Below are 8,924 nucleotides of genomic sequence, written 5' to 3'. Positions count from 1 at the left end.
GCTGCGGCTCCGGTCGCACCGCCCGCCGCGACGGCCGAAGCGCCGGCGGCGCCGGTACAACCGGCCCCCGGGGGTGTCGCCTCGGCGATCGCCCGGGCGCGTGAAGCGCTCGTCACCGGCGCCGGCGAGGACACCCGCCCGCTCGAACCGGGTTCCGGCAAGCCGGCGCCGCGCGTCGCCATGGTGACGCCGCCGACCGCGTCGATGAAGCCGACCGCCCTTCCCCAGGCCGAGCCGACGCCGATGCCGATGCCGGGCTCCGACAAGGAGCCCTCCTCCGCCGCGGCGCGCAAGGCCGACTTCATCGCCGCGGCGCGGCGCGCCGCCCAGGCGGCCGCCGGTTCGGCCGAGGCGCCGATGGCCGCCCGGCCGGAAGACCGCGCCGCCGCGCCGGTCGCGGAAGCCGTCGGCTCGGGCGCCCTGTCGCGCATCGGACAGGTTCTGAAGAACCGCCGCCGGCCGCTGGTGCTCGCCACCGGCGCGCTGGTGTTGGCGGTTCTCACGCTCCGTCTCATCCCCGGCGGCCAGGAGAGCGGTCTCCCGGAGACCGCCGAAGTGCCGAAGGCCACCGCTCCGCAGCAGGTCGCCGAGCCGAAGGACACGGCCAAGACGTCGATCGAGCGGTTGCCGACCGAACAGCCGCGAATGGCCGACACACCGGCTCCGACCGCCGCTCCCTCGACCGCCGCTCCCTCGACCGCCGCTCCCTCGACCACCGCCGCGCCGGCCACGGCGACGGCCGCTCCGCAGGCGCCGGAGAAGGCGCAGACCACCGCTCCCGGCACCGCGGCGCTCGACGGCGCTTCCGGCGGAACTCAGGGCGGTCCCGTGTCGATGGAGACGCCGCAGACCGCCGTACCGGCGCCGGTCGGGGCGGCCCCGCTCTCGGCGCAGCCGACGCAGCGCACTTCGTCGCTCAGCCGTCCGATGCCGGACGCGAGCCTGCTCGACGCGCCCGCCACCACCGGGTCGATCGGCTCCGCCGACGCCACGTCGGTGGACGTGTCGTCGCTGCCGGCCAAGATCGGCTCGGAGAAGCTGCGCCGCGCCGCCGCGAGCGGCGATCCGCGCGCCGCCTTCGAGATCGGCATGCGCTACGCCGAAGGCCGCGGCATCGCCGCCGACCCGAAAGCGGCGGCGGAATGGTATGCCCGATCGGCCGACCAGGGCCTCGCTCCGGCGCAGTACCGCTGGGCGGTGGCGCTCGAGAAGGGCATCGGCGTGGCGCGCGACAGCGAGAAGGCCAAGCACTGGTATTCGCTCGCCGCCGAGGCCGGCAACGTCCGCGCCATGCACAACCTCGGCGTCCTCCATGCCAACGCCCGCGACATCGGTTCGGCGCTGCCGTGGTTCCAGAAGGCCGCCGATCTCGGCCTCAAGGACAGCCAGTTCAATCTCGGCATCATCCACGCCCTCGGCTCGGGGGTGAAGCAGGACCTCGCCGTCTCCTACAAGTGGTTCGCGCTGGCCGCCCGTCAGGGCGACAAGGAGGCGGACAAGAAGCAGAACGAGGTCGCGACCCATCTCTCCAAGGTCGATCTGGCGGCCGCCCGCATGGCGGTTCAGACCTGGGTGCAGAAGCCGCTCGACCGCGCGGCCAACGAGGAGATGCAGGTGTGGGCCGAACCGCGCGAGGCGGCCAAGACGGCGTTGGCGATCGACCACGACACCATCCTCAAGGTGCAGGGACTGCTGAAGTCGCGCGGCCTCTACGGCGGCGCGCTCGACGGCCAGTCGGGCTCGCAGACGCGAGCGGCGATCGTCGCCTTCCAGAAGAAGGTCGGCCAGGCCCCGACCGGCGAGATCGACGGCGAACTGCTGCAACTCCTCGCCGGCAAGTCGCTCTGACACCGGCACGAGCGAAGACATCGCGACGCCGCGGCCTCCCGGTCCGCGGCGTTCGTCTTCGTGCGTGAGCTCGATCACGAGTGTTCGCCGAGGTATTCGATCTGCGCTCGTCGACCTTGCACGCGCGCATGCTCGTCACCATGTCCTTCACACGGCTTCGACGAAGTCGGGGCCGTCGATCCAAGGTCCCGGAACAAGAGGTCGGTCATGACCATCAAATCGCTCATCCCGTTCGGGTTCGGTTCGATGCCGACCCGGGGAACGGATCCTTTCGGCGATCTGCGTCGCGAGATGGATCGGTTGTTCGACGAATTCTCCAAGGGTTGGACCCTGCCGGCAACGACCGAAATGGGCTTCCTCACCCCGAAGGTGGACGTGTCGGAAACCGACGCCGGTCTCGAGATGACGGCGGAACTGCCGGGCATCGACGAGAAGGACATCGAACTCGACATCACCGACGGCGTGCTGACGCTGAAGGCGAAACGCGAGGCGGAACGGCAAGAGAAGGACGAGGCGAAGAAATATCACCTCGTCGAGAGATCTTCCGGCACCTACCTGAGGCGTTTCCCGCTGCCGTTCGCCACGCTCGACGACAAGGTCGAGGCGACGTTCGACAAGGGTGTGCTGAAGGTGGTGGTTCCGCGCAAAGCGGAAACCGCCGTGCCCGCCAAGAAGATCGAGGTGAAGGCGGCTTGATACCAGAGGCCGGAAGCGCTCACGCGCCCGGCCTCCGAGACACGCGAATTTCTCATTCACATCAAAGGCACGAGAAATTCGCGTGAGGAACATCATCGGTCATCTTCGATGCCCGATGATGCGAGCCTTCGCCCGACATTCCGAGAAAGGCCGCGCCGCGGGGTTCGCGACGCGGCCTTCTCGTATCCGTCAGACGCGGCGATGGCGCGATCAGCCGCGGCGGGCGCCGGTCAGGCGCACGATCAGCCAGATCGGCACGACGAAGACGGCACCCCACACCAGATAGCGCATCAGATTGCGGACCGCGTCGAAGCCGAGGTGGACGACCCAATCGACGAAGCGATCGAAATTGGCGATCAGGTGGCGCAGGAAGCCGAAGGGATCGAGCCCGATCGTGTCGAGGACGAAGCCGACGACGATCGAAAGCACCAGCAGCCAGACCAACGTGCGCAGCGGCGAACCGCCGGTGATGCGCGTCAGCGCGTTCTGTTCCATGGCGCGAGGCTCCTCGAGACCGGCAAGGTCCGGCCGCCCCGCACTTAGCACGGGGCCCGGGGCCGGGTCGAGGGTGACCACTGGACCGCGACCGCGTTCCGGGGCAATGAGAAGCGCCGGCGGCCGAACCGCGCCGCTCGTGCCATCGGGCATCGAAAACGACCGACGGTCTTCCTGACGCGAATTTCTCGTGCCCATGATGCAAATGAGAAATTCGCGTGCCTCCGGAGGCCGGGCGCGTCAGCTTATCCGGCCTCCGGTATCACTTTCGAGCCCCCGGATGCCCGCTCCTTTCTCGCGTCTCCTCTCCTCCGGTGATCTCGTCGCCGATCGGCGGCTCGAACTGGCGCGCGACTACGCCGGAGCCGGCGAGGCGGGCGCGGCGGCGGAGTTGATGGAGCAGGCGCTGGAACTGGTGCCGGGTTGGGCGGCGGGGTGGTTCGCGCTCGGAGAATTCCGCGAGGCCGCGGCGACGAGCGAAGCGGGAGCGATCGGGACCGCGGCGACGGGGGGCGCGGCGACGACGGGCGCGGCCGAGGCCTACCGCGAAGCCCTGCGGCTCGATCCGGACGATCGTTGCGGCGCGACGCTGCGCCTCGCCCTTCTCGGCGCCGGGGCGATGCCGGAGGCTCCGCCGCCGGCCCATGTCCGCGATCTCTTCGACGGCTATGCCGATCGCTTCGAGGCGAGCCTCGTCGCGACGCTGGGCTATCGCGGGCCGGAGATGATCGAACGGCTGCTCGACGCCCACGTCGCGGGACGCCGTTTCGCCGCGGCGCTCGATCTCGGCTGCGGCACCGGGCTGCTCGCGCCGGTGATCCGCACCCGCGTCGACCGGCTCGACGGCGTCGATCTCGCCCCGGCGATGATCGCCCGGGCGCGGGTCGGCGGGCTCTACGACGGCCTCGAGGTCGGCGACGCGGTGGCTGCGATGGCGGTGCGCGGAGCTGCGAGCCTCGACCTGATCACCGCCGCCGACGTCTTCTGCTACCTCGGCGACCTCTCCGCGGTCTTCGCCGCCGCGGCGCGGGTGGCCGCACCCGGCGCGGTCTTCGCCTTCACCACCGAGGCGGTCGGCGACGACGAGGTCGGGGACGAGGTGGTTCTGCGGACCAGTCGGCGCTGGGCGCATCGGGCGAGCCACCTGGAACGCGTCGCGGCGGCGACCGGATTCGACGTCGTGGCGGTCGAGACGACGCTGCTCAGACGCGATCGGGGGACCGACATCCCCGGCCACGCGGCGCTCCTCGTCCGCCGGCGGGCCGGGCATGTCGCCACGGCCGAGCCGGTCTCACACGATCGTGAAGGCGACGCGGTCCGGCTGAACGCTGGCTGAACGGCTCGCTCAGCCAGCGTGCATGGTGATCGTACGAGAATGCTTCCCGTCGACGAAACGCGGTTCCGCCGGAACGCCACCGTCGCCGATTTCGGAGTTCGAGATGATCGCCGCCAAGACCGCTCTTTCCGCCACCGTGATCCTCGCCACGCTGGGTCTCGCCGGCTGCCAGACGACCGAGGAGCGGGTCTATTATTCGTCCGCTTCGCCCGTCGTGAGCAGCACCTACGTCTACGACGAAGGCCGCTACGTCCATCGCCGCCCGCCGCCGGTCTACGTGGCGCCGCCGCCGCGTCACATCCGTCCGCTGGCCCATCCGCCGCGCTATTACGGCAGACCGACCCCGGATCCGCGTGGCCGCTTCTACAACGGCCCGGCTCGCGATCCGCGCGGCCGGCGCTTCGACGGCGACCGGCGCTGGCCCCAGGGAACCAACGGCAACGCACCGGGTTACGACACGCAGTGAGCCGGATGGAAACGTCCGCGGGCCGCACCATCTGAACGTTCGATGAACGGGGCTCTCAGCTTCCGTTCCGGACGATGAGACTAGAATATTCAGCAAGATCCGCCTCGGCATCTACTCGGCCGTGGGAAATCGGAGAACGACCATGAAGAAGCTCGTAACGTCCCTTCTCGCCGCGGTCACGCTCGCGACCGCCTCGATGACGGCCATCGGCACCGCCGATGCCCAGCCGCCGCGGTATTGGCATCACCATCACCGTAGTGGTGGGATCGGCCCCGGTGGCGCCGCCGCTCTCGGCGTGGTCGGCGGCCTGATGCTCGGCAGCGCCCTGTCGCAGCAGCAGTACTACTACGAGGACGAACCGGTGGTCGTGCGCCGCCGTCCGGTGCGCGTCTACGAAGAGGAATACGTGGTGAAGCGCCGGGCGGCGCCGCGCTGCCGCACCATCATCAAGTACGACATGTACGGCAAGCCGTACGAGTGGAAGGACTGCAACTGACAGCGGCCTCGCCCGCGGGCGGGACGCCCCGGCCCGTCCGCGGTGATCGCATCGATACCCCCATCGATACCCCCCTGTTCTTCACTTCAGGGCCGAACCTCCCCCCGGGTTCGGCCCTTCGTCTTTTCCCTCCCGCCACGGCCTCGACGAGATGCGGCGAGGCGGGTAGGTGTGAGGCGTGAGCACGCCGCCACCCACCACTGCCGACACCGTCCTGCCCGAGCGTTTCGCCGCGTGGTTCGCGGCGCGCGGTTGGCGAGCGAGGCCGCATCAGGCGGCGATGCTCGACAAGGCGCGCGATCGCCGCGCCACTCTGCTCATCGCCCCGACCGGTGCCGGCAAGACGCTCGCCGGCTTCCTGCCGAGCCTCGTCGACCTCGCCGATCCGGCGAAGCGGCCGCGTTTGGCGGTCACCGGTCGCGGGGTGCGGCGCAAGGGCATCCACACGCTCTACATCTCGCCCCTGAAGGCGCTCGCCGTCGACGTCGCCCGCAATCTCGAGGCGCCGATCGCCGAGATGGGGCTCGCGATCACGGTCGAGACGCGCACCGGCGACACGCCCGCTCACAAGCGCCAGCGCCAGAAGTACGACCCGCCCGACATCCTGATGACGACGCCGGAACAGGTGGCGCTGCTTCTGTCGTCGGCGGAGGCGCCGGACCTCTTCGGCTCGTTGAAACGGGTGGTCTTCGACGAGTTGCATTCGCTCGTCACCTCCAAGCGCGGCGACCTCCTGGCGCTCGATCTCGCCCGGCTCCGGCGCCTCGCCCCGGATCTGGTCGCGGTCGGGCTCTCCGCCACGGTCAAGGATCCGAACGAGCTCGCCGCCTGGCTGGTGGCGCAGACGCCGGATGCCGCACGGGCGGAGGCCGACATCGTCACCGCCCCGGCCGGCGCGCCACCGGAGGTCCGTATCCTGGAGCCGGTCGACCCCGAAGACTGGCGCATACCCTGGGCGGGGCATCTCGCCGTCCACGCCATGCCGACGGTTCTGGCGGCGATCGAGACGGCGAAGACGGCGATCGTCTTCGTCAACACCCGCGCGCAGGCCGAACTGGTGTTCCAGGAGCTGTGGCGGATCAACGACAAGAACCTGCGCATCGCTCTCCACCACGGCTCGCTCGACGTGGCGCAGCGGCGGCGTGTCGAGGCGGCGATGGCGGCGGGCGGCGGGCCGAACGGGCTCGACGCGGTGGTCGCCACCTCGACCCTCGATCTCGGCATCGACTGGGGTGACGTCGATCTGGTCATCCACGTCGGCGCGCCGAAGGGGGCGAGCCGGCTCGCCCAACGCATCGGCCGCGCCAACCATCGCCTCGACGAGCCGAGCCGGGCGCTGCTGGTGCCGGCCAATCGCTTCGAAGTGCTCGAATGCGAGGCGGCGATCGAGGCCAATCGGGCCGGCGCTCAAGACACGCCGCCGATCCGCTCGGGCGCGCTCGACGTGCTCGCCCAACACATCCTCGGCTGCGCCGTGGCGGCGCCGTTCGGTGACGAGGATCTGTATGCGGAAGTCATCTCTGCGCTGCCCTACGCGAAGCTGACGCGGGCGACATTCGACCGGGTGGTCGATTTCGTCGCGACCGGCGGCTACGCGCTGAAGGCCTACGAGCGCTACGCCAAGATCCGCCGCACCAAGGACGGCACCTGGCGGGTGGCGAACCCGCAGGTGGTGCAGACCTGGCGGCTCAACGTCGGCACCATCGTCGAGATGCCGATGCTCAAGGTGCGGCTCGTCGCCAAGCTCTCCGGGCCGGTGGCGCGGATGGGCGGGCGAATCCTCGGCGACATGGAGGAGTATTTCTTCGAGACGCTGAGCCCCGGCGACACGTTCCTGTTCGGCGGTGAGGTGCTGCGCTTCTTGGGGCTCCGCGAAACGGAAGCACTGGTGGCGCGGGCGCACGGCAAAGACCCACGCATCCCCTCCTACTGGGGCGGCAAGTTCCCGCTCTCCACCCATCTCGCCGAACGGGTGCGCGGCCTCCTCGCCGAGCCGGCGTCGTGGCGGGCGCTGCCCGATCAGGTGCGCGAGTGGCTGGAGCTGCAGCGCGACTTCTCGCGCCTGCCGCGTCCGGGCGAACTGATGATCGAGACCTTCCCGCGCGGCGGACGCTGGTACATGGTCGCCTACGCCTTCGAGGGGCGGCTGGCGCATCAGACGCTCGGCATGTTGCTCACCCGGCGGATGGAGCGGATGGGGCTGAGGCCGCTCGGCTTCGTCTGCAACGACTATGCGCTCGGCGTCTGGGCGGCGACCGATCTCGGTGCCGCCTTCTCCGCGCGCCGCCCGTCGCTCGACGAACTCTTCGACGAGGACATGCTCGGCGACGATCTCGAGGCGTGGCTCGACGACAGTGCGCTTCTGAAGCGCACCTTCCGCAACTGCGCCATCATCGCCGGTCTGGTCGAACGCCGGCATCCCGGCAAGGAGAAGTCGGGGCGGCAGATGACCATCTCGACCGATCTCGTCTGGGACGTGCTGCGCTCTCACCAGCCCGACCACGTGCTGATCGAGGCGACGCGGGCGGATGCCGCGAGCGGCCTCCTCGACATCCGGCGGCTGGCCGACATGCTGGCGCGGGTGCGCCTCCACCTCACGCACGAAAGGCTTTCGCGCATCTCGCCGCTCGCGGTACCCATCATGCTGGAGATCGGGCGCGAGTCGGTGCCCGGTTCGGCGGAGGAGGCGATGCTGCGCGAGGCGGCCGACGAGTTGATCGCGGAGGCGACGGGACGATGAGCGCGGCCATCCTCCTGCGCACGCCCGGCGACGTCATCCGGCTCCTCGACGAGGAGCTGGTGGCGCTTCCCTGCGGCGGCGCCTTCTGGCCGGCGACGCGGACGCTGGTCGTCGCCGATCTGCATTTCGAGAAGGGCTCGTCCTTCGCCCGGCGCGGCGCGCTGATGCCGCCGTTCGACACCGGAGCGACGCTCGCGCGCCTGGCGGCGACCATCGCGGCGACGTTGCCCGACCGGGTGATCTCGCTCGGCGACGCCTTCCACGACGACCATGGGCCGGAGCGGATGGCCGACGCGGATCGCGAACGGCTTTCGGACCTGCAGTCGGGTCGGGAGTGGATCTGGATCGCCGGCAATCACGATGCCGAGGCTCGCGGCGACGTCGGCGGCGTACGGGTCGAAGAGATCTCGATCGGGGCGCTGACGTTCCGCCACGAGCCGCGGCGCGGCGCGGTCGGCGAGGTCGCGGGCCATCTTCATCCGGCGGCGCGGGTCCGGGTGGCGGCGGGAACGGTCCGGCGGCACTGTTTCGCCGGCGACGGGCACCGGCTGATCCTGCCGGCCTACGGCGCCTATGCCGGCGGCCTCGACGTCGCGTCGCGCGCCTTCGACGGATTGTTCGAGCCGAGCCGGCTCACCGTCCATCTCGTCGGCGAAGGTCGGGTGCACCGTTTCCCGGCGCCGTCGATCGTCGGCGGGCGGATCATACCAAAGGCCGAAGGTGCTGACGCACCCGGCCTTTGAACACACGCGAATTTCTCATCTGCGTCAGAGGCATGAGAAATTCGCGTCGGGAATACCATCGGTCATTTTCAATGGCCGATGGTATCAGGGAGACCTGTGCGCGG

The 8,924-nt window shown here is 70.2% G+C and carries 8 protein-coding genes; 7 read left to right on the top strand and 1 reads right to left on the bottom strand.

The window, feature by feature from the left end:
- Nucleotides 1–1,848: peptidoglycan-binding protein (locus tag V7Q42_RS20885; RefSeq protein WP_333826202.1), on the top strand; the 1,848-nt coding region annotated here is incomplete at its 5' end.
- A 207-nt stretch (nucleotides 1,849–2,055) separates the two neighbouring features.
- The gene (locus tag V7Q42_RS20880; RefSeq protein WP_333826201.1) at nucleotides 2,056–2,544 is read left to right on the top strand and encodes an Hsp20/alpha crystallin family protein; all 489 of its coding nucleotides are present in this window, start codon (nucleotides 2,056–2,058) and stop codon (nucleotides 2,542–2,544) included.
- A gap of 210 nt (nucleotides 2,545–2,754) precedes the next feature.
- On the opposite strand, the gene V7Q42_RS20875 is transcribed toward V7Q42_RS20880, so the two are convergent.
- Nucleotides 2,755–3,039 carry a DUF6460 domain-containing protein gene (locus tag V7Q42_RS20875; protein ID WP_333826200.1) on the bottom strand — a complete coding sequence of 95 codons (285 nt, stop codon included), beginning with the start codon at nucleotides 3,037–3,039 and terminating at the stop codon, nucleotides 2,755–2,757.
- A gap of 280 nt (nucleotides 3,040–3,319) precedes the next feature.
- On the opposite strand from V7Q42_RS20875, the gene V7Q42_RS20870 reads away from it, so the two are divergent.
- The 5 genes from V7Q42_RS20870 (at nucleotide 3,320) to pdeM (ending at nucleotide 8,820) form a co-directional block, all read left to right on the top strand.
- The gene (locus tag V7Q42_RS20870; RefSeq protein WP_333826199.1) at nucleotides 3,320–4,375 is read left to right on the top strand and encodes a class I SAM-dependent DNA methyltransferase; all 1,056 of its coding nucleotides are present in this window, start codon (nucleotides 3,320–3,322) and stop codon (nucleotides 4,373–4,375) included.
- A gap of 103 nt (nucleotides 4,376–4,478) precedes the next feature.
- On the top strand, nucleotides 4,479–4,841 hold the full coding sequence (locus tag V7Q42_RS20865) for a hypothetical protein (protein WP_333826198.1): 363 nt from the start codon (nucleotides 4,479–4,481) through the stop codon (nucleotides 4,839–4,841).
- Nucleotides 4,842–4,983: 142 nt separating this feature from the next.
- Nucleotides 4,984–5,337, top strand: coding sequence for a hypothetical protein (locus V7Q42_RS20860; protein WP_333826197.1), 354 nt, complete (start codon nucleotides 4,984–4,986; stop codon nucleotides 5,335–5,337).
- Between the two features lie 178 nt (nucleotides 5,338–5,515).
- Complete coding sequence (locus tag V7Q42_RS20855; RefSeq protein WP_333826196.1) at nucleotides 5,516–8,077, top strand: ligase-associated DNA damage response DEXH box helicase; 2,562 nt, start codon at nucleotides 5,516–5,518, stop codon at nucleotides 8,075–8,077.
- Nucleotides 8,074–8,820 carry a ligase-associated DNA damage response endonuclease PdeM gene (gene pdeM / locus V7Q42_RS20850; RefSeq protein WP_333826195.1) on the top strand — a complete coding sequence of 249 codons (747 nt, stop codon included), beginning with the start codon at nucleotides 8,074–8,076 and terminating at the stop codon, nucleotides 8,818–8,820. Before V7Q42_RS20855 ends, pdeM begins: the two co-directional genes overlap by 4 nt.
- Nucleotides 8,821–8,924 lie beyond the last annotated feature (104 nt).

This window comes from Pinisolibacter sp. (assembly GCF_036782435.1).
Lineage (GTDB): Bacteria > Pseudomonadota > Alphaproteobacteria > Rhizobiales > Ancalomicrobiaceae > CALBKH01.
The sequence above is the reverse complement of the archived record's forward strand: the minus strand, read 5'-3'. Positions and strand labels throughout refer to the sequence as shown.